Annotated in this window: 17 protein-coding genes and 1 pseudogene; 6 read left to right on the plus strand and 12 right to left on the minus strand. The window is 73.0% G+C overall.

The window, feature by feature from the left end; genetic code table 11:
* Position 1: 1 nt before the first annotated feature.
* On the minus strand, positions 2 to 1,510 hold the full coding sequence (locus ACGF3H_RS31605) for a hypothetical protein (RefSeq protein WP_362491634.1): 1,509 nt from the start codon (positions 1,508 to 1,510) through the stop codon (positions 2 to 4).
* A gap of 279 nt (positions 1,511 to 1,789) precedes the next feature.
* Between ACGF3H_RS31605 and ACGF3H_RS31610 the strand changes: the two genes are divergently transcribed.
* Both ACGF3H_RS31610 and ACGF3H_RS31615 read left to right on the plus strand, forming a co-directional pair.
* Complete coding sequence (locus ACGF3H_RS31610; RefSeq protein ID WP_362491632.1) at positions 1,790 to 2,932, plus strand: aminoglycoside phosphotransferase family protein; 1,143 nt, start codon at positions 1,790 to 1,792, stop codon at positions 2,930 to 2,932.
* Between the two features lie 264 nt (positions 2,933 to 3,196).
* A complete protein-coding gene (locus ACGF3H_RS31615) occupies positions 3,197 to 5,170 on the plus strand; it encodes an N-acetylmuramoyl-L-alanine amidase (protein ID WP_362491630.1) in 1,974 nt (657 codons plus the stop codon).
* A gap of 8 nt (positions 5,171 to 5,178) precedes the next feature.
* On the opposite strand, the gene ACGF3H_RS31620 is transcribed toward ACGF3H_RS31615, so the two are convergent.
* From ACGF3H_RS31620 to ACGF3H_RS31640, 5 genes are all read right to left on the minus strand, one after another.
* Positions 5,179 to 5,676 (minus strand): hypothetical protein, encoded by a 498-nt coding sequence (locus tag ACGF3H_RS31620; protein ID WP_362491627.1) that lies wholly within the window; start codon positions 5,674 to 5,676, stop codon positions 5,179 to 5,181.
* A gap of 110 nt (positions 5,677 to 5,786) precedes the next feature.
* Positions 5,787 to 6,689, minus strand: a complete 903-nt coding sequence (locus tag ACGF3H_RS31625) for a universal stress protein (protein ID WP_362491625.1) — start codon at positions 6,687 to 6,689, stop codon at positions 5,787 to 5,789.
* A 159-nt stretch (positions 6,690 to 6,848) separates the two neighbouring features.
* The gene (locus tag ACGF3H_RS31630; RefSeq protein ID WP_007446660.1) at positions 6,849 to 7,091 is read right to left on the minus strand and encodes a DUF397 domain-containing protein; all 243 of its coding nucleotides are present in this window, start codon (positions 7,089 to 7,091) and stop codon (positions 6,849 to 6,851) included.
* Positions 7,092 to 7,236: 145 nt separating this feature from the next.
* The gene (locus ACGF3H_RS31635) at positions 7,237 to 8,076 is read right to left on the minus strand and encodes an alpha/beta hydrolase (protein ID WP_362491621.1); all 840 of its coding nucleotides are present in this window, start codon (positions 8,074 to 8,076) and stop codon (positions 7,237 to 7,239) included.
* A 58-nt stretch (positions 8,077 to 8,134) separates the two neighbouring features.
* The gene (locus ACGF3H_RS31640; RefSeq protein WP_362491618.1) at positions 8,135 to 9,634 is read right to left on the minus strand and encodes an acyl-CoA synthetase; all 1,500 of its coding nucleotides are present in this window, start codon (positions 9,632 to 9,634) and stop codon (positions 8,135 to 8,137) included.
* Positions 9,635 to 9,985: 351 nt separating this feature from the next.
* On the opposite strand from ACGF3H_RS31640, the gene ACGF3H_RS31645 reads away from it, so the two are divergent.
* The gene (locus ACGF3H_RS31645) at positions 9,986 to 11,761 is read left to right on the plus strand and encodes a serine hydrolase (RefSeq protein ID WP_362491615.1); all 1,776 of its coding nucleotides are present in this window, start codon (positions 9,986 to 9,988) and stop codon (positions 11,759 to 11,761) included.
* 21 nt (positions 11,762 to 11,782) lie between these two features.
* Here the strand turns inward: ACGF3H_RS31645 and ACGF3H_RS31650 are convergent, their stop codons facing one another.
* The 4 genes and pseudogenes from ACGF3H_RS31650 to ACGF3H_RS31665 all read right to left on the minus strand — a co-directional run bounded on the left by ACGF3H_RS31650 (position 11,783) and on the right by ACGF3H_RS31665 (position 14,761).
* The gene (locus tag ACGF3H_RS31650) at positions 11,783 to 11,974 is read right to left on the minus strand and encodes a DUF2795 domain-containing protein (protein ID WP_055420399.1); all 192 of its coding nucleotides are present in this window, start codon (positions 11,972 to 11,974) and stop codon (positions 11,783 to 11,785) included.
* An 82-nt stretch (positions 11,975 to 12,056) separates the two neighbouring features.
* Positions 12,057 to 13,625 carry an NAD(P)/FAD-dependent oxidoreductase gene (locus ACGF3H_RS31655; RefSeq protein ID WP_362491613.1) on the minus strand — a complete coding sequence of 523 codons (1,569 nt, stop codon included), beginning with the start codon at positions 13,623 to 13,625 and terminating at the stop codon, positions 12,057 to 12,059.
* Between the two features lie 476 nt (positions 13,626 to 14,101).
* Positions 14,102 to 14,293, minus strand: a pseudogene (locus tag ACGF3H_RS31660) (hypothetical protein); the annotation flags it as partial.
* Between the two features lie 90 nt (positions 14,294 to 14,383).
* Positions 14,384 to 14,761, minus strand: coding sequence for a four-helix bundle copper-binding protein (locus tag ACGF3H_RS31665; RefSeq protein WP_362491610.1), 378 nt, complete (start codon positions 14,759 to 14,761; stop codon positions 14,384 to 14,386).
* A gap of 140 nt (positions 14,762 to 14,901) precedes the next feature.
* Between ACGF3H_RS31665 and ACGF3H_RS31670 the strand changes: the two genes are divergently transcribed.
* From ACGF3H_RS31670 to ACGF3H_RS31680, 3 genes are all read left to right on the plus strand, one after another.
* Complete coding sequence (locus tag ACGF3H_RS31670; protein WP_362491607.1) at positions 14,902 to 15,315, plus strand: ChaB family protein; 414 nt, start codon at positions 14,902 to 14,904, stop codon at positions 15,313 to 15,315.
* A 28-nt stretch (positions 15,316 to 15,343) separates the two neighbouring features.
* Complete coding sequence (locus ACGF3H_RS31675; protein WP_362491604.1) at positions 15,344 to 15,703, plus strand: DUF6479 family protein; 360 nt, start codon at positions 15,344 to 15,346, stop codon at positions 15,701 to 15,703.
* A 179-nt stretch (positions 15,704 to 15,882) separates the two neighbouring features.
* On the plus strand, positions 15,883 to 17,493 hold the full coding sequence (locus tag ACGF3H_RS31680) for a ubiquinol-cytochrome c reductase cytochrome b subunit (RefSeq protein WP_362491601.1): 1,611 nt from the start codon (positions 15,883 to 15,885) through the stop codon (positions 17,491 to 17,493).
* On the opposite strand, the gene ACGF3H_RS31685 is transcribed toward ACGF3H_RS31680, so the two are convergent.
* Together ACGF3H_RS31685 and ctaD are read right to left on the minus strand one after the other, a co-directional pair.
* Positions 17,424 to 17,879 carry a cytochrome c oxidase subunit 4 gene (locus tag ACGF3H_RS31685; protein WP_362491598.1) on the minus strand — a complete coding sequence of 152 codons (456 nt, stop codon included), beginning with the start codon at positions 17,877 to 17,879 and terminating at the stop codon, positions 17,424 to 17,426. The two genes, ACGF3H_RS31680 and ACGF3H_RS31685, sit on opposite strands and share 70 nt — an antisense overlap.
* Positions 17,876 to 19,552 carry a cytochrome c oxidase subunit I gene (gene ctaD / locus ACGF3H_RS31690; RefSeq protein ID WP_362491595.1) on the minus strand — a complete coding sequence of 559 codons (1,677 nt, stop codon included), beginning with the start codon at positions 19,550 to 19,552 and terminating at the stop codon, positions 17,876 to 17,878. Before ctaD ends, ACGF3H_RS31685 begins: the two co-directional genes overlap by 4 nt.
* Positions 19,553 to 19,598: the final 46 nt, after the last annotated feature.

Below are 19,598 nucleotides of genomic sequence, written 5' to 3' on the forward strand. Positions count from 1 at the left end.
GCTACGCCTGAGCGGTGTTCCCGCCCCTCCCCCTGCCCTTGGACGACTTCCCCTTGGGCAGGGCGAGTTCGATCTCCTCCCGCAGTTCCTGGATCTTCGGATAGCCGGCGTACTGGGCGGTGAGCCGGTACATCTGGCGCAGCCGGTCCCAGGTGCGGCGCGAGGAGTTGGACCCCATCGACACCAGCGCCAGGCGCGCGTACCCGGCCGCCTGCTCCGGATCGTCGGCGATGAAACAGGCGGACGCCATGGAGAGATGGTCGAAGATCTTCGACCGCTCCTGTGCGTCGACCCGCAGCGCCAGCGCCTTGTCCGCGTAGTGCTGGGCGTGCGCCGCGGCGTCCGGCTCGAACTCCGCGAGCGTGCGGTAGGCCAAGGCCTGCATGCCGTACAGGTCCGCCTCGTTGAACAACTGCATCCAACTCGGCGGCGGCACGTCGCTCTTGTCGGAGACGAACAGGTCCTCCGCCCGCCCGAGGGTGCGGCGCATCGCCTGGCCCTTGCCCATGGAAGCCTGCGCCCACGCCTCGATGGTGTGGAACATCGCCATGGTGCGGGGCAGTACCTGCTCGCCGGAGCCGGACTGGGCGAGCTTCATCAGGTCCAGCGCGTCGTCGGGCCGGCCCAGGTGCACCATCTGGCGGGCCGCCCGGGACAGAGCCTCGCCGGCCCGGGGCCGGTCACCGCCCTCTCTCGCGGCATGGGCGGCGATGACGAAGTACTTCTGGGCCGTGGGCTCCAGGCCGACGTCGTGCGACATCCAGCCCGCGAGTACGGCCAGGTTGGCGGCCACGCCCCACAGGCGCCTTTGCAGGTGGGGCGGATGATGGTAGGCGAGGATGCCGCCCACCTCGTTGAGCTGGCCCACCACCGCCTTGCGCTGGAGACCACCGCCCCGGGCGGCGTCCCAGGCGCGGAACACCTCCACCGAGCGCTCCAGTTCCTCGATCTCCTGCGACCCGATGGGGGCGGCCTCGTAGCGGTCGTACCCGACGGGGTCGGCGTGCAGGGGATCGGTGAAGTGGGGTGCGTCGGCAGCCAGGGCAGGGTCGGTGTGCAGCCAGTCGTGCATGGCGCTGCTGAGTGCGGAGCCCGCGGCGAGCGCGGCGCCCGCGCCCACCAAGCCGCGTCGGTTGAGCATGAGGTCCATTCCCGTGAATTCGGTGAGGACCGCCGCAGTCCGCTCGGGCGCCCACGGCACTCCGTCGGGATGTTCCTCGCTCCCGCCGCCCTGCCGTTTCCCCGCGCGCCCGTGCCGGACCAGACCGAGGTCCTCGATGGTCACGACACGGCCGAGACGCTCGGTGAACAGAACCGCCAGCACCCGCGGCACCGGATCGCGCGGGATCTCTCCCATGTCGATCCACCGCCGCACCCGCGAGGTGTCGGTCGCCAGCTGGGGGTGGCCCATGGCCGCCGCCTGCCGGTTGACCAGCCTCGCGAGCTCGCCCTTGGACCAGCCGGCCAGGCCGAACAGGTCCGTCAGACGGGTGTTGGGTTCTCCGCTCACGTCAAGCCCCCAGGTTCTCGGCTGAGTTGACAGTAGCCCGGTGCGGGTTGCCGGGCGACTATTCGCCACCGTTCGCCAGGGTGCGCCAGATGGTGTGCCACGGGCGGCCGGGTGTCAGGTAGGAATGCGCCACCTCGACCCGGTCGCCGCGGGGGTACTCCCCAGGGTGGCCCCCGGCGGCCGGGCGGGTAGCGCGAAGGCTTTTCGGAGGGCGCGCCCGTTCCGGCGGGCACGCCTCCAGGCAGGCACAGCAGGCACACGAAGGGATCTGTCCAGCCCATGTACGCAGCATCGTCCTCCGTGTCCGCCCCGCAGCGATCGCTCCACCCCCGCCCGGCGGCGGGCGGCGGCCCTTATCTCGCCCCCGCGCGTCCGGCGGCCCCGGTGCTCGGTGCCGGCAGGGCGCGGCGCGGCGCGGGAGCCGGCACGCAACCGCTCAGCGGCAGAATCGACCTGTCCGGTGCCCAGGGCGCCCAGCTGCGCACGGCGATCGCCTCCGTGCACCGGATCTGCCCGGAGTTCGCCCCGGTGCAGGTGCTGCGCCGCAGCGGGCGGTCCGTCCTCCTGGTCGGCACCACCGGGCGCAGCACGGCGGTCGCCAAGTGTTTACTGGACCTCTCCCCCGCGTGGGCCGAGCGGATCCGGCACGAGATAGCGGCATACCGCTCGTTCGTCCGGCACCGCCCGCCGGTGCGGGTGCCGAGACTGATCGCGGCGGATCCGGACAACGGCACGCTGGTGATCGAGCGGATGCCGGGGCGGCCCGCGGCACTGCAGCGGCACCCGCTGGAGGCGCCGCCGCGGACCGACATCAGGGCGGCGCTCGGCGCGGTCTGCCGGCTGAACGCCTGGCGGCCGCCGGCCGGGACGTTCGACGCCCCGCTGGACTACGCGGCACGGATCTCCCGGTACCACGAGCTCGGCCTGCTCACCGACCGGGACCTGGGCGACCTGCAGAAGCTGTTGCACGGCATCGCCCACGCGGCCGGGCGCCAGGGCATGGGCCAGTTCTGCCACGGTGACGCGCTGCTGTCCAACATCCTGATGTCACCGGCCGGTCCGGTGCTGGTCGACTGGGAGCACGCGGGCTGGTACCTGCCGGGTTACGACCTGGCGACCCTGTGGGCGGTGCTCGGTGACGCCCCGGTGGCCCGCCGGCAGATCAGTCAGATCGCCCAGGCGCAGGGGCCCGCGGCACGCGACGCGTTCCTGGTGAACCTGATGCTCGTGCTGACCCGGGAGATCCGTACGTACGAGACGGCCGTGCAGCGGTCGATGCAGGAGGCGGGTCCGGTGGCCCCGGCAGCGGCTCACTCGGGGGGCGTGCCCTCCGGGGAGGAGCAGCGGCTGCTGCTGCGGCGGCTCCACGACGACTGTCAGATGGCCCGGCGGGCCGTGCGCGCGGCGGTCGGCACGCGCTGACGAGGACGGGAATCCGCGGTGTCGCCCCTGGAGGGCGGCACCGCGGTTTTCGTGTGTCCGCGCCCTGCGCAGAGGGCCATTGGTGTACGCCACTGACGCCCCGCAGGCCCGCCGACCGCCGCCACGAAACTCGCCGGAGCCCGGCTGACGTGGGAAATCGCCTCCGTGTCGGCATGATTGACGGATCGTCGGACCGCCGGGTACGACTGACCTCACACCCGGTCCCGCACGCCCCGCTACGCCCGACCGTCACAGGAGGCCGCTTTGCGAGGATCCGCCCCCGTCCCCGAGCCCGCCCGCGGCAGACGCGTCCGTACGACGGCAGGTGCCCTGGCCGCGGCGGCGCTGCTGCTGCCGCTGCTCGGCGCGGCACCGTCCGCCGCCGGGACGGCCGCGCCGCCCGCGCCCGACGACCTCCAGCGGGCGTTCGCCGCCGCCGCGGCCGAGTACCACGTGCCGCAGTCGGTCCTGCTCGGCGTCTCCTACCTCCAGTCCCGCTGGGACACGCACCGCGGCGCGCCCAGCGTGACCGGCGGCTACGGCCCCATGCACCTCACCGACGCCCGCACCGCACTGGCCGGCGCCTCGCACCACGGTGGGAGCGGCGAGGACCCGCGCGGCGACGACGCCCGTGCCCCGCTGCGACCGCGGGAGGCGAGTGTTCCGGCGGACACGGAGCTGCCGGCCCGGCTGACCACGCTGCCGAGGGCGGCCGAACTGACCGGGCTGAGCCCGGACGCCCTGCGCACCGACCCGGCCGCGAACGTGTCGGGCGGTGCCGCACTGCTGGCCGCCGCCCAGCGTGAGCTGGGCGAGCCGCTCAGCGACGACCCCGCGGACTGGTACGGGGCGGTGGCCCGCTTCTCGGGCGCCGACGACTCCGCCACGGCGGCGGCCTACGCCGACGACGTGTACGGGGTGATCCGCGCCGGTGAGCGGCGGACCACCGACACCGGACAGCGGATCGCCCTGGCCGCCCGCCCCGGTGTGGCGCCCGACACCGCCCAACTGGCGCACACCGGCCTGCGCGCCGCCTCGGCCGCCGGCACCGAGTGCCCGGCGTCGGTGTCCTGCGAGTGGATCCCGGCACCGTACGAGGAGTTCGGCGACGGCGACTACGGCAACCACGACCTGGGCGGCCGCCCCGCCTCCCAGCGCATCCGGTACATCGTCGTGCACGACACGGAGGGGACCTGGAACGGGGTCCTGAACATGGTGCAGGACCCGACCTACGTCTCCTGGAACTACACGCTGCGCTCCACCGACGGCCACATCGCGCAGCATGTGAAGGCCAAGGACGTGGCCTGGCACGCGGGTAACTGGTACGTCAACGCGAACTCGGTCGGCCTGGAGCACGAGGGCTTCCTCGCGGACCCGGACGCCTGGTACACGGAGGCGATGTACCGGTCGTCGGCGCGGCTGGTGAAGTACCTGGCCGCGAAGTACGACATCCCGCTGGACCGGCAGCACGTCCTGGGCCACGACAACGTGCCCGGCCCGACCACCTCGACCGTTCCCGGCATGCACACCGACCCGGGCCCGTACTGGGACTGGCGGCACTACTTCCAGCTGCTGGGCCGGCCGATCACGCCGACCGCCGGCAAGAAGGCGCAGCTGGTGACGATCCGCCCCGACTACGACACGAACCGTCCCGGGTACACCGGCTGCGAGACCGCGGGCGCGCCGTGCGCGGACCACGGTTCCAGCGAGGTGCGGCTGTACACCGACCACGACGTGAACGCGCCCCTGATCAAGGACGTGGGTCTCGGCACCACCCCGACGACCGGGGTGAACGACCTGTCCTCCCGGGTCTCCACGGGCCAGCAGTTCGCGGTGGCCGACCGGTGGGGGGACTGGACGGCCATCTGGTACCTGGGGCAGAAGGCCTGGTTCCACAGTCCGAAGAAGGAGCCGGCGGCGGTACCGGCATCGGGCCGGCTGGTCACCCCGCGCGCCGGTCTGGAGAGCGTCCCGGTGTACGGGCGTGCTTACCCGGAGAAGGGCGCCTACCCGGCGGACGTCCCCGTCCAGGCCGTGTCACCGCTGCGGTACACGCTGCCGAAGGGGCAGGCGTACGTGGTGGGGGACGAGGTGCCCGGCGAGTACTACTACGCGGTCACCTTCGACGAGGCGTCCCACCGGGTGGTGACCGGCGAGGACCGGTACTACGAGATCCAGTACGGTCACCGGGTCGCGTACGTGCGGGCCGCGGACGTCACGCTCACGACCGCGCGGTAGCGGCCGGTTCAGCCCTGCTGGAAAAGCTCCGCCGGGAGCGGCTTCAGCAGGGCGTACAGGTCGTCGGTGATGGGCCGGTCCCAGGCGGCGATGGTCACCAGGACGTTGTCGCTGCGGTCGAACTGCACGCAGGAGATCCGGCTCTCGGAGAGCTTGAGGCGGCGCACGATCAGCAGGTTGTCGCCCTGCATGACCGGCACGTCCTCGCTGCCGACGACGGTGATCTCCTCGTCGTTCTCCAGCGCCAGCAGCAGCTGGGCCACCTCGAAGGGGATCTCGCCCTCGGGGACGTCGCGGGCCGGGGAGCCCTCCGGCAGATTGCCGATGATCATCGCGGGGCCGCGCCCGCCGAACAGGTCGTAGCGCAGAAAGACGCCCTGGCAGCTGCCGTCGGGCGCGGGGAGCAGTCCGGCGCCCAGGTTCCCGGGCCAGTCGCCGGGGTCCATGGCCAGTACGTCGAAGTCGGGCCCGGCGGGCGTGGCGCTGCGGCGGCGGAGGAACGACATGCCGCCATGGTACGTGGCCGGACCCCCTGGACGGAGTGCGGGCGGGTGTCCGGGCCGCGGGGTGCCGGTGACGATCGCGTCCGGTTTCCCCCCGGGCGGCCGACCGCGGCTCACTCCTCCGGCGGGGCGGGCGGCACCACCGCGACGGGGGACGCCGCGTGCAGCAGGACGGCGTGGGTGACCGAGCCCATCATGCGGGCGGGGGCCAGCAGGCGCCGGCGGTGTCGGCCGACGACGACCAGTTCGGCGTCCCGGGAGGCGGCGACGAGGTGTCCCGCCGCGTCACCGGCCACGACGAACGCATCGGCGCGGACGTCGTGGTGGCGTCCCCGGTAGGGCGCGAGGAGGCCGTCGGCGAGGACGCGGGTCTCGCTCTCGACGGAGACCTCGTCGATCACCAGGGGCATCATCTGGCCGGCGGCGGCCCAGGTCTGCACCGGCCACGGATAGGCGACGACCACCTGGAGCCGGGCGCCGCGCCGCGCGGCCTCGGTGAAGGCGAAGGACAGCACCGCGTCGTCGGGGCTGTCCACGTGGAGGCCGACGACCACGCGCGGGCCGGGCTCGGCCGGTGGCTCGCCGTGCACCTCGCGGCCGGGGCGGGGCACCACGACGACGGGGCACTCGGCGTCGCGGGCGGCGGCCATGCTGTTGGAGCCGAGCAGCAGGCTGGCGAATCCGCCGCGGCCGCGGGAACCGAGCACCAGCAGCTGGGCGTCGGCGCCCAGCTCGGGCAGCACGGCGCCCGGTACGCCCTCCATGCCGAGGTACTCCGTCACCGGCGCGTCGGCCCGGTCCCGCAGACGGGCCCGGGCCTCCTCGATGACCGGGTCCTCTCCGGTGTCCGGGGGGCCGGCGACCAGGACGTCGCCCTGCGCCCAGGAGGCGTACTGCCGCACGTGCACCACCCGCAGGGGCGCCGCGCGCCCGCGGGCCGCGTCGACGGCCCAGTCCAGTGCGCGCAGGCTGTCCTGCGAACCGTCGACCGCCGCGATGACCGGCAGGGTGCTCATGGGTTCCTCACCTCCGGAAGGACGACCTCCCCCTCGTGGCGTCAGCCTCGCTCAGGCGTCGGCCGCGACGGGGCGCTCACGGTCGCGTGTCCGGAAAATGGGGCGGAACAACCCCGGATCGGCCGGACGGTGTCCGGCCCCCGGCATTCCGCGCCGGGGTCAGGTGAGGTCGAACTCCCCCTCCCGCGCTCCCGACACGAACGCACCCCACTCCGCCGGGGTGAAGATCAGGGAGGGGCTCTGCGGGCTGCCGCTGTTCCGCATGGCGATGAACCCCTCGACGAAGGCGATCTGGACATCCCCCAGCCCTCGGCTGCTGGACTGCCACTGCGCGTTGCTGAGGTCCAGCTCCGGCTTGTCCCAGCCCATGAGCGGGCGCTGTTGGGTGGTGCTCTCGGCCACGTCCGTGCTCCTCCCGGTTTCGTCGTCCGCGGGCCAGCCTAGCGATCGGGTCGGAGCGCCGACAGGCCATGCGGGGCGTGCCTTCCGGAAGACCGGCGCCTCGGTCTCCGGGCGTCCCGCGGGAACCCCGTCGCGCTCCCGCGCCTCAGCCGTTCCCGAGGAAGGCGGCGACCCGGCGCACGAACCACCGGGGATCGTCCAGCCACGGGTAGTGCGCGGCGTCCGGCTGGACCGCGACCTCGGCGTGCGGGAAGACGTCGGCGCAGCGGCGGGCGAGCTCCGGGCGGGGGCCGCCGTCGAGCTCACCGGCGAGGACGAGCACCCGTGCGGCCGAGCGGGCCAGGGCCGCACGGGTGGCGGGCGGGTCGAAGGCGTCCGGGGACAGGCAGGCCTCGGCGGCCTCCTCGTTGGTCTCCTCCTCGCCGCGTGCGTCGTGGTCCCGCCTCGCGTCGTCCCAGCGGCCGTGGAAGAAGGGGACGAACACGGGGTCGAAGTCACCGGTGCCGGCCAACCAGGCCCGGAAGGGCCCGAACGCCTGGTCGAACCAGGGCTCGTCCTTGCGCAGCAGCGCCGCCTCTAGCCGGTCCTCGGCCGTCGCCGGCATGCCCAGCGCCCACGGCGTGGCGGTGACCAGGACGAGCCGCCGGACGCGTGCCGGGTGGCGGGCGGCGTACAGCATGGCGAGGCTGCCGCCCGCGGAGTGCGCGAGGACGTCCATGCGCTCCAGTCCGAGGTGGACCCGGAGGGCCTCCACGTCGTCCACGAGCCGGTCGCAGCGGTACGTGGCGGGGTCGTCGGGCACCGCGGAGTCGCCCGTGCCGCGCAGGTCGAGGAGGACGAGCCGGCGGTGGGCCGTCAGGCCGCCGAGGTCGCCCAGGTAGGCGGAGGCACGCATGGGCCCGCCCGGCAGAACGACCAACGGGTCACCGTCACCCCGCAGGTGGTAGGCGAGTTCGGTCCCGTCGTGCGCGGAGAAGGTCGGCATGGCGCCGATCATGACGGCCCGGCACCGTGGGCGCAACGGGGTTGCCGGTTCGCCGGCGTCAGGAACCGGCGAACCGGTCCCGCAGTTCCCTCTTGAGGATCTTGCCGCTGGCGTTGCGGGGCAGGGTGTCCACGAACAGGACGCGCTTGGGTGCCTTGAACGCGGTCAGCTTCTCGCGGGCGTGGCTGATCAGTTCGTCCTCCGTGACCTCGCCGCGGCGGACGACGACGGCCGTGACGGCCTCGATCCAGCGTGCGTCGGGCAGGCCGATCACGGCGGCCTCGGCGACGGCCTCGTGGGTGTACAGGGCGTCCTCGATCTGGCGGGAGGCGACCAGGACGCCGCCGGAGTTGATGACGTCCTTCACCCGGTCGACGATGGTGAGGTAGCCGTCGGCGTCCCGGACCGCGAGGTCGCCGGAGTGGAACCAGCCGCCGCGGAAGGCCGCCTCGGTCTCCTCGGGCTTGTCCCAGTAGCCCTCGCACAACTGCGGGGAGCGGTAGACGACTTCGCCGGGGGTGCCGTCGGGCACGTCCTTGCCGTCCTCGTCGACCACGCGGGCGTCGACGAACAGGACGGGCCGGCCGCAGGAGTCCATGCGGCCCTCGTGCTCGTCGGGGCCGAGGACGGTGGCGAGGGGGCCGATCTCGCTCTGGCCGAAGCAGTTGTAGAAGGCGAGGTGCGGCAGGCGCTCGCGCAGCCGCTCCAGGACGGGCACGGGCATGATCGACGCGCCGTAGTAGGCCTTGCGCAGGCCGTCGAGGCCGCGGGTGGCGAAGTCGGCCCGGTTCGCGAGGCCGATCCAGACCGTGGGCGGCGCGAACAGACTGTCCACGCGGCCGGCTTCGATCAGGTCGAAGAGGCGGTCGCCGTCCGGTGCGTCCAGGACGATGTTCGTCGCGCCGACGGCGAGGTAGGGCAGCAGGAAGACGTGCGTCTGCGCCGAGTGGTAGAGGGGCAGCGCGTGCACGGGACGGTCGCCGGCGCCCAGGTCGAGGGCGGTGATGGCACTGACGTACTCGTGCACCAGGGCCCGGTGGGTCATCATCGCGCCCTTCGGCAGCGCGGTGGTGCCCGACGTGTAGAGCAGCTGCACCAGGTCCTCGCCGTCCGGCTCGGGCCCGTCGTACGCGGGTGCCGCGGCCAGCCGGTCGAGCAGGCTGCCGTCGGCGTCGCGCAGCGGCAGGGTGCGTACGCCGTCGGGGAGGCGGCCGGCGAGGTCCGGGTCGGTGAGGACGAGTGTGCTGCCGGACTGGCGGACGAGGTAGGCGAGGTCGTCGCCGGTGAGGTTCTGGTTGACCGGGACGTGCACGAGTCCGGCGCGGGCGCAGGCGAGGAAGGCGATCAGGTAGGCGTCCGAGTTGTGCCCGTAGGCGCCGACCCGGTCGCCGGGCGCGAGCCCCTGGTCCCGCAGGACGCTCGCCGCGCGGGAGACCGCACTGTCGAGCTCCTCGTAGGTCCAGGAGCGGTCGCGGTACTCCACCGCGACGCGCGCGGGGGTGCGTCGGGCGCTGCGCCGCAGCACCCCGTCGACCGTGCTGCGGTGTCCGGGCGTCATGAGCTGATCCTCGGCCGGTCCGGAGGGCGGGTCAAGACGTGCGGGGGCGGCGCCGCGGCCTGCGCTGTCATGACACTGACACGCGGACCGGACCCGGCTCTTCTCCGCGGAGAGACGGGTGACGTCCCGCTGGTGCGAGCGGGACGTCCTGTCGTCGCCCGCGCCGCGGATGGTCCGGGTGCGCGAATGCTGAGCGGCACCGTCCCGCGGCCCGTCCGGTGACCCACCGGCGGGCCGCGGCCCGTGCGTCCCGCACGCCCCATTGACACGACCCGCCGCTGACAGGAAAGTTTCACTCCGCACGGCGATCCAGGAAAGATACTTTCAGCTTCGGCGGCGGGAGGCTCTTCGATGGCCGGTCAGGGCACGAGCGGATTCACACGGCGGCAACTGGGCGCCGGCGCCCTGGCGCTGGGCGGGGCGCTGGCGATCGCCCCGTTCGCGGCCGGGCCCGCCGAGGCCGTCGCGGACAAGGCCCCCCGCCCCACCCTCCGGCGCGGCTCGCCCGAGCGCGCCGGGCTGCTCCGCGGACATCTGCGGCAACTGGTCACGGACGCCGAGGCGTTCCTCGGCCCCTCCCCCGCGCACCCGTGGTACGCGGGCGCCGTGCTGCTCGCCGGGCGCGGCGGCACGGTGGCGCTGCACGAGCCGATCGGCATGGCGGTGCGCTACCGGGCGTACGACGAGAAGACCGACACCGGCGTCGAGTTCCCGGCCGGGCAGCAGATCCCGATGGCCGAGGACACGGTGTTCGACCTGGCGTCGATCTCCAAGCTCTTCACCTCGCTCCTCGCCGTGCAGCAGATGGAGCGGGGCGCACTGGAACTGGAGGCGCCGGTCGCCTCGTACCTGCCGGACTTCGGGCGCGCGGGCAAGCAAGCGGTGACCATCCGCCAGCTCCTCACCCACACCTCCGGGTTCCGGGCCTGGATCCCGTTGTACAGCGCGCCGACCCGCGAGGAGAAGGTCCGGCTCGTCTACGACGAGACGCCCGTCAGCCCGCCGGGCACCGCCTACCTCTACTCGGACCTGAACATGATCTCGCTCCAGTTCGTGCTGGAGAAGATCACGGGCCGCTCCCTGGACGTCCTGCTGCGCGAGGAGATCACCGCGCCGCTCGGTCTGCGCCGCACCCGCTACAACCCGCCCGCCTCCTGGCGACCGAAGATCGCGGCCACGGAGGACGCCCGCCGGCCCTGGTCGGGCCTCGACCGGGGGCTGGTGTGGGGCGAGGTGCACGACGAGAACGCCTTCAGCCTCGGCGGGGTCGCCGGCCACGCGGGCGTGTTCTCCTCGGCCTGGGATCTGGCGGTGCTCGGCCGTACGCTGCTCAACGGCGGCTCCTACGGACGGGCGCGCATCCTGCGGCCGGAGTCGGTGGAGCTGATGTTCACCGACTTCAACACCGCCTTCCCCGGCGACGAGCACGGCCTCGGCTTCGAGCTCTACCAGCACTGGTACATGGGTGCCATGGCCACGCCGCGCACCGCGGGGCACACCGGTTTCACGGGCACCTCGCTGGTGCTCGACCCGACGACCGACTCGTTCCTGGTGGTGCTCGGCAACTCCGTGCACCCGGTGCGCAGTTGGCGCTCGGGCTCGGCCCCCCGGGTCGCGGCCGGCACGAACATGGCGCGCGCCGTGCCCGTCCGGCCGGCGCACGGGCGTACCGCCTGGTTCTCGGGGACGGCGAGTTCCGCGACGGCGACCCTCACCCTGCCCGCGCTGGACACCTCAGCCGGGGACGCGCGGCTGCACTGCTCGCTGTGGTGGGACACCGAACCGGGAGCGGACGTGCTCGCCCTGGAGGCCACCACGGACGGCGGCACCACGTGGCAGCCCGTCCCCTTCACGACCACGCGCGGCGGCGAGGCGCCGCAGCCGCGTCCGGCGGGCACGGTCAGCGGCTGGTCGGGTCGCGTGTGGCACCGCCTGACGGCGGACCTCCCGGCCGCCCGGGGTCTCGTCCTGCGCTGGCGGTACGCGACCGACCGGCTCTACGTGGGCCGGGGGGCGTACGTCGACGAGTTGCGCGCGGAGGCGGCCGGCGACGTCCTGTTCGACGACGCGCGCCCGGCGGACGCGGCGCGGATCGAAACGGCCGGGTGGACGCCGTCGGCCGACTAGGGCAGGCCGCGGGCAGGGCCGTCAGCCGTTGAAGACGGCCTTCTGCACCTCGTTCGGCCCGTCGAAGCTGTTCTCCTTGAGGCCGTCGAGGCGGCTGACGACCTTGTCGTCGGCCTTGTTCTTGCGGGCGCAGTCGACGAGCGACTTCTTGTCCGCCGGATAGTCCATGCCGCTGAGGGCCTTCTGCAGGTCGATGGGGCTGAGGTCCGCCATGACGGGCTCCTTGTCGTGCTGGTCTCGCGTACGGAATGTCTGTTATGTCGCGGTACCCAGACCGGCCCGGCGCATGCGCCGCTCACCCCCCGGTCTGCTCCAGCACGGCCATCGCGGCGTTGTGTCCCGGCACCCCGCTGACCCCTCCCCCGCGTACCGCCCCCGCCCCGCAGAGCAGGACGTTGGCCTGGCCCGTCTCCACTCCCCAGCGGCCGGTGCCCTCGGCGGCGTGGGGCCAGGACAGCTCGCGGTGGAAGATGTGGCCGCCGGGCAGCCGGAGGTCGTGGTCGAGGTCCAGCGGCGACTTGGCCTCGATGCAGGGCCGCCCGTCGGCGTCGGTCGCCAGGCAGTCCGCGAGGGGCTCGGCCAGGTGGGCGTCGAGCTGGGCGAGGGTCGACTTCAGCAGTTCCTCGCGGACGGCGTCGTTGTCGCGGACGAAGAGGCGGGCGGGGGTGTGGAGCCCGAACAGGGTGAGGGTGTGCAGGCCACGCTCGGCGAGGCCGGGGGCGAGGATCGTGGGGTCGGTCAGCGAGTGGCAGTAGATCTCGGAGGGCGGGGCGGCGGGCAGGTCACCGGCCGCGGCCCGGGCGTAAGCGGTGGCCAGATGTTCGTAACCCTCCGCGATGTGGAAGGTCCCCGCGAAGGCCTCGCTCGGGTCGACCGCGGGGTCGCGCAGCGCCGGCAGGCGCTTCAGCAGCATGTTGACCTTGAGCTGGGCGCCCTCGGCGGGCGGGGGCGGAGCCTGGCCGGTCAGGGCCGCCAGCTCCCGCGGGGAGGCGTTCACCAGGACGTGACGCGCGGCGGCCACGGCCTCGCCGTCGGCCGACCGGTAGGCGACCTCGGCCGTTCTCCCGTCGGTGTCCACCCGTACCGCCTCGTGCCCGGTGGCGAGCACGGCGCCCGCGGCGCGGGCCGCTCCGGCCAGCGCGTCGGTGAGGGCGCCCATGCCGCCGACCGGCACGTCCCAGGCTCCGGTGCCGCCGCCGATCACGTGGTAGAGGAAGCAGCGGTTCTGGCCCAGGCCGGGGTCGTGGGCGTCGGCGAAGGTGCCGATCAGCGCGTCGGTGAGGACCACCCCCCGCACCAGGTCGTCCGCGAAGTGCTCCTCGATCGCGACACCGACGGGCTCCTCGAACAGGGCTCGCCAGGCGCCCTCGTCGTCGATCCGGCGGCGCAGCTCCTCCCGGGTGGGCAGCGGCTCGGTGAGGGTCGGGAAGACCCGCTGCGCGACGCGGCCGGTCATGCCGTAGAACCTCTGCCAGGCCCCGTACTCCCGTTCCGAGCCGGTGAGCGCGGCGAACGACTCCCGGGTGCGCCGCTCGCCCCCGCCGACGAGCAGCCCGGTGGGCCGGCCGTCCCGGTGGGCCGGCGTGTACGAGGAGACGGTGCGGCCGCGCACCCGGAAGTCCAGGCCGAGGTCCCGCACGATCTTCCGGGGCAGCAGGCTGACCAGGTACGAGTACCGGGACACCCGCGCGTCGACCCCGGCGAACGGCCGCGTGGACACGGCGGCGCCCCCGGTGCGGCCGAGCCGCTCCAGCACCAGCACGGAGCGCCCGGCGCGGGCCAGATAGGCGGCGGCGACCAGCCCGTTGTGACCGCCGCCGACGATGACGACGTCGTAGGTACCGGATGTGCGGGACGGTGTCATGGCTCTTGGTAGCACGAGGCTGAGGCGGGCGGCCAGAGGTGGATCAGGGGACCGACCGCCGGACGGCGCGCGTGCCGCGCCGTCCGGCCGGAAGCGGGGCCGCGCCGGATGCCGGGGTGCCGTGCCCGGCTGCCGGCGTCGTTCGCCGTGCGCAGGGCCGCTTCAGCGGCAGCCGGCTCAGGGGGCGCCGACCCACCGGAATGACCGGCCGGCGCGCGGGCGGCGAGCGCGCGGCGCGTCCGGACCGGCGTGCCAGGTGGCCGGGGGCGCCTGGCCCGGCTGCCGACGTCGTTCACCGTGCGCAGGGCCGCTTCAGCGGCAGCCGGCTCAAGGGCGCCGACCCACCGGAATGACCGGCCGGCGCGCGGGCGGCGGACGCGCGGCGTGCCCGGACCGGCGTGCCAGGTGGCCGGGGGCGCCTGGCCCGGCTGCCGACGTCGTTCGCCGTGCGCAGGGCCGCTTCAGCGGCAGCCGGCTCAGCCGGCACCGGCCCGTCGGAGCACCGCCACCCTGCGGTACGGCTCCGGCGCCGCCGGACCCCGGCCGAGCCGTTCCAGGCAGTGCGCCTCGTCGTCGCGGCTCGCGAGGGTGCCGGCATGGTCGGGACCGAGGGCACGCTCGCGGGCGGCGGCGACCTCGTGGCGGCCGACCAGGGTGCCGGGGTGATCGGCGCGGGCTGCGGCAGGCCGCGGCCCGTCAGGGGGCGTGCGGAGGCCCGGGCGGGGCGTCCCACGGCACGGGGCCTGCCGCCCGGCACCTCAACGCAGCGTGGCGAGGAACTCTCCGCAGGCACGCGCACAGGCGCGGCACGCCTCGGCACTGTCCTCGGCGCCCGGCTGCTTGTCGAAGACGTGCGCGCCCTCCAGGCACACCTGCATGCACCACTCCAGCTGGAGGCGTATCGCGGTCTCGTCCACCTGGTTCTGCTCGGACAGCACACGGCAGGTCGCGTCGCACACCTCCGCGCACATGATGCCCTTGCGCCGCACGAGTTCCTGGTACTCGGTCCCGTCCGGGTCCACCAGACTCGCCCGCAGCGCGCACGCCCGCGCGCACTCGGTGCAGGCCTGTGCACATGCGAACCGGTCCTCCAGGAAACGGAACAGTTCCTCTTGGGAAGTCGTCGTCGATGTCACACCGCGCGGGTTGCCGCCGTGGTCGGCACCAAACCCGCCGAGGCCCGTGTTCCCAAGGGCTGTGGCCCGTTTTCGCCGACTGCGGCCGGGCACCCGGCGACGCACGGCGAGAGGACCGACGACGCGCGGAGGTGCACGACATGCCGGGACGACAGGAACTGCCGTCGACCCTGGAACGGTCCCCCGAGGGAGCCCGGCGGACCTGGATCAAGGCCCATGACTCGGCCGTCGAGGAGTACGGCGAGGGGGAACGCGCCCACCGGGTGGCGTACGGGGCGCTCAAGCACACGTACGAGAAGGTCGGCGACCACTGGGAGCGCAAGGAGGGCGGCCGCAAGGGCCCCTCCGACCCGCGGTCGGGCCGTCCCCGGCAGCAGGGCGGGCGCAGCGGCGAGGGCGTCGACGAGAAGGCGTCGAAGGAACACCTCTACGAGGTCGCCAAGCGGCTGGACGTGGCGGGCCGGTCCCGGATGTCCAAGGCGGAACTGCTCGACGCGATCCGGAAGGCCAATCGTTCGCGGACGCGAGCGGCACGGTCGGGCCGAGCTGGTTGACCGGGCCCGCCGGGGGTACCCGCGCTCCATGACTAGCGCAAGCATGGACATGGCCGCGGGCTCCGGTGCCGCCGGTGTCTGGCTGGTGATCGCGGCCGTCGTGGTGGTGGCGGTACTGATCGGTGCCTTCGTCTTCGGAAGCCGGATGAAGCGCAAGGAGCCGCCGCCGCCCCTCCCGGAGGAGCAGCCCCGTATGCCGGACGGCGGACCGGTCCGTGAGGTCCGCGAGAACCGGGAGCCCGAGGAGATGCCGAGGGGCGACGACCGCACGCTGCCGCACGAGCTCCGGCACCAGGGCAGCCGCACCGCGTCCGGCCAGGACCGGCCGCGCTGGGGCGAGGGCACCAGCGGTTCCTTCGGCGGTGGCGGTCCGGGCGGCGCCCGCTGACCCGTCCGGCGTCCGGCTCCGCGGGATCCCGTACGGCTCGAGGGGCCCGGGCACGTCCACCACGGCCGTGCCCGGGCTCTGGTGCGGGAGCCGGCAGGGGCAGGGCGAAGGGGACGGTGCGTAGCGCGGCCGTCGCACACGGGTAGTTTCCGGTACGGACGCCGGGGAACCCATGCGCCGTGCTGTTGAAGAGAAGAAGGGCCCGCGCCGGCGCGCGGGCCCGTGACGCGGCCGGACGCGCCGTCAACTGGGCCGACGGGCGGCTGCCCGTGTCCGAGGGCGGGGGGCTGCTGCGCAAGGCCTTCCCCGAGCACTGGTCGTTCCTGCTGGGCGAGATCGCCCTCTACAGCTTCGTCGTCCTGCTGCTGACCGGGGTCTGGCTGACCCTCTTCTTCCATCCGTCGATGACGGAGGTCGTCTACGACGGTTCGTACGAGCCGCTGCTCGGAATGAGCATGACGGAGGCGTACCGCTCGACCCTCGACATCAGTTTCGACGTGCGCGGCGGACTGCTGATCCGCCAGCTGCACCACTGGGCGGCCCTGGTGTTCCTGTCGGCCATCGGGGTGCATCTGCTGCGGGTCTTCTTCACCGGCGCGTTCCGCCGTCCGCGTGAGGTCAACTGGCTGATCGGCGTCACCCTGTTCGTGCTGGCGCTCGCCGAGGGCTTCGCCGGCTACTCGCTCCCCGACGACCTGCTGTCCGGTACGGGACTGCGCATCGCGCAGGGCATCATGCTGTCCATCCCCGTGGTGGGGACGTACATCAGCATGTTCGTGTTCGGCGGCGAGTATCCCGGCCACGATTTCATCCCACGGCTGTACTCGGTGCACATCCTGCTGGTCCCGGGACTGCTGCTGGCGCTGGTCACCCTCCACCTCGTACTGGTCTTCTACCTGAAGCACACCCAGTGGGCGGGCCGGGGCCGCACCGAGCGCAACGCCGTCGGCAAGCCGATGTTCCCCCAGTTCGCGGCGAATTCGGCCGGCCTGTTCTTCATGGTGTCCGGGGTCCTGACGGTGCTCGCGGCGGTGGCGCAGATCAACCCCATCTGGGCGTACGGCCCCTACCGCACCGACGTCGTCTCGACGGGCTCGCAGCCGGACTGGTACGTCGGCTTCCTGGAGGGTTCGCTGCGCCTGATGCCGCCCTTCGAGACGGCGGTGGCCGGGCACACCGTGATGTGGAACGTCCTCGTCCCCGCTGTGGTGCTGCCGGGAGTCCTGTTCGCCGTGCTGTACGCGTACCCGTTCTTCGAACGGTGGGTGACGGGCGACCACGAGGAGCACCATCTGTGCGACCGGCCCCGGGACAAGCCGGTGCGGACCGGTCTGGGGGTCGCCGGGATCGTCTTCTACGCGGTGCTGCTCCTCGCGGGCGGCAACGACATCCTCGCCCACACCTTCGACGTCTCCCTGAACCTGCTGACGTGGGTCTTCCGGATCTCCCTCGTGGTGCTGCCGCCGCTCTCCTTCATGGTGACCAAGCGGGTCTGCCTGGCGATGCAGGAGTCGGAGCACGAACGGCTGGCCGAGGGCGAGGAGACGGGTGAGCTGCGGCAGACCCTCGCGGGAGGCTACGCCGAGAGCCATGAGCCGCTCGGCGCCGAGGAGCGGTACGTGCTCCGGTCGCGAAAGGAGCCCGAGCCGCTGGCGCGGACCGCGCCCGACGCGGAGGCGCCGCACGTCGGGCGGCTGCGGGCGACGCTCAGCGAGTGGTACTACGGGGACCGGGTCGACGTCGAGGAGCCGGAACGGGAGCCGTCCTCGTCGGGCGAGCTGGGGCGCTGAGCGCCCCGGCCGGCGTACTGGAAGACCAGTCCGAAGACGGCGAGGGCGAGCACGCCGAAGCCGATCAGGGCGAGCCACAGGCCGAAGACGATGCCGAGCGCGAGGACGACGGCGCCCAGCGCGATCGTGATCGGCCAGGGGCTGTGCGGCGGGAAGAAGTCCAGCGGGCCCGCGGAGTCGGCGACCTCGGCGTCGTCGAGGTCCTGGGCCCGCGGCCCGCGCTTGCGGTGCTGCACGCGGAAGAAGAAGGCGACGAGCGAGGCCATCAGGAAGGCGATGGTCAGGGCGGCGGTGCCGGCCGGTTCGGCCGACCACCAGCCGTAGAGCGCGGCGGTGGCGGCGAAGAAGAGCGCGACACCGGTGAACAGACGGGCTTCGGTCCTCACTGCACGTGCCTCTGGTCGTGTCGGGTGATGTCCGGGTGGTGCAGGTCGAACGCCGGGGACTCGGAGCGCACCCGGGGCAGTGCCGTGAAGTTGTGACGCGGGGGCGGGCAGGAGGTGGCCCATTCGAGGGAGCGGCCGTAGCCCCAGGGGTCGTCGTGCTCCACCCGGGTGCCGTACTGGCGGGTGCGCCAGACGTTGTAGAGGAACGGCAGGGTGGACAGGCCCAGCAGGAAGGCGCCGATGGAGCTGATGGTGTTGAGGGCGGTGAATCCGTCCGCGGCGAGGTAGTCGGCGTAGCGGCGCGGCATGCCCCGTTCACCGAGCCAGTGCTGGACGAGGAACGTGGTCTGGAAGCCGACGAAGAGCGTCCAGAAGTGAATCTTCCCGAGGCGTTCGTCGAGGAGTTTGCCGGTGAACTTGGGCCACCAGAAGTAGAAGCCCGCGAACATGGCGAACACGACCGTGCCGAACAGCACGTAGTGCAGGTGGGCGACGATGAAGTACGAGTCCGTCAGGTGGAAGTCCAGGGGCGGCGAGGCGATGAGCACCCCGCTCATGCCGCCGAGCAGGAACGTCACGAGGAAGCCGAGCGACCACAGCATGGGTGTCTCGAAGGACAGCGAGCCGCGGATCATCGTGCCGATCCAGTTGAAGAACTTCACTCCCGTGGGCACCGCGATGAGGAACGACATCACCGAGAAGAAGGGCAGCAGGACGGCCCCGGTGGCGAACATGTGGTGGGCCCACACCACCGCGGAGAGCATGGTGATGGCGATGGTGGCGCCGATCAGCGTGAGGTAACCGAAGATCGGTTTGCGGCTGAACACCGGGATGATCTCGGAGACGATGCCGAAGAACGGCAGGGCGACGATGTACACCTCGGGGTGCCCGAAGAACCAGAACAGGTGCTGCCACAGCAACGCCCCGCCGTTCGCGGCGTCGTAGATGTGCGCGCCGAACTTCCGGTCGGCCTCCAGCGCGAACAGAGCCGCCGTCAGCACGGGGAAGGCGGGCAGCACCAGGATCGACGTGAACAGCACGTTCCAGGTGAAGATCGGCATCCGGAACATGGTCATGCCGGGTGCGCGCAGGCACACGATGGTGGTGATGAAGTTGACCGCGCTGAGCGTGGTCGACACACCGCTCACCACCAGGCCCATGGTCCACAGGTCGCCGCCCGGCCCCGGGCTGAACGTGGCGCTGTTCAGCGGCGCGTAGGCGAACCATCCGAAGGAGGCGGCGCCGCCGGGGGTCAGGAACCCGGACACCACCATCAGGCCGCCGAACAGGTACATCCAGTAGGACAGCGCGTTGAGCCGGGGGAACGCCATGTCCGGGGCGCCGATCTGCAGCGGCATGATCGCGTTGGTGAACCCGGCGAACAGCGGGGTCGCGAACAGCAGCATCATGACGGTGCCGTGCACGGTGAAGAGCTGGTTGTACTGCTCGGCGGAGAACAGCTGCAGGCCCGGGCGGGCGAGTTCGCTGCGCATCAGCATGGCCAGCACGCCGCCGAAGAGGAAGAAGCCGAACGACGTGGTCATGTAGAGGTTCCCGATCACCTTGTGATCGGTCGTCTTCGCCCATCGCGCCAGCGCCCGCCCGAGGGTGCGGTTCGTCCGCTGCCGCGCCGGCGTCCGGCGCGGCGGCCCGGTCCGTTCGTCCACCGCCATGCGGCGGAGGGTACCCAGAGGCCCGGGTACCAGTCGCAGGGCCACG

This window comes from Streptomyces sp. NPDC048185 (assembly GCF_043202495.1).
In the GTDB taxonomy this organism is placed as follows: Bacteria; Actinomycetota; Actinomycetes; order Streptomycetales; family Streptomycetaceae; genus Streptomyces.